At 32.6% G+C, this 564-nt stretch carries 1 protein-coding gene; it reads right to left on the bottom strand.

Annotated features, from left to right (window positions below; genetic code table 11):
- The coding region (locus AB3H93_RS14145) for a hypothetical protein (protein ID WP_368020741.1) at positions 1-536 on the bottom strand (536 nt) is incomplete at its 3' end.
- Positions 537-564: the final 28 nt, after the last annotated feature.

Genomic DNA, 564 nt, shown 5'->3' with positions numbered 1-564 from the left:
CCTTTCTTTTCTTCATTTCGGATGTAATCACATATTATTTCTTGGACCTCTTCTGGTGATAAATTATATTGATATGAAATTACTCCTATATTTTGATTCTCCTTATACTCACTAACAATGATTTCACGCAATGGATCTATTCTATTCGATTTAGTGTAGATTTGATGAAACTGGTTTGTTGATTCAGCCATAGATATTGGTTTTGGTGGTTGGATCGTACCTTCTTGTATCAGATTTTTCTTAACTTCAGAGACCTTTCCAGATTGATGGATAAATAACACTTGTCCATCGCCTGTATGAATGGTAGAAAAATATAACTCTGCCGCAACTTCATTAATCCGTCTCCCCTTCTTTCCTTTATTTACTATGTATTCGCTTATTATATTTTGTACCACTTCTAGCGGTACATTATATTTAGCTGAAATCATTTTTATATTTTTTTTCTTTTTATACTCACTAATAATAGATTTACTCAATAGATCTAAGCTATTTGGTTCAGGGTCGGTTTGATGAAACTGGTTTGTTGATTCAGCCATAAATATTGGTTTTGGTGGTTGGATCGTG

Source organism: Enterococcus sp. C74 (assembly GCF_040887125.1).
GTDB classification, from domain to species: Bacteria; Bacillota; Bacilli; order Lactobacillales; family Enterococcaceae; genus Enterococcus_B; species Enterococcus_B hirae.
Note: the sequence above shows the minus strand (reverse complement) of the source record. Positions and strands in the feature narration are given on the sequence as shown.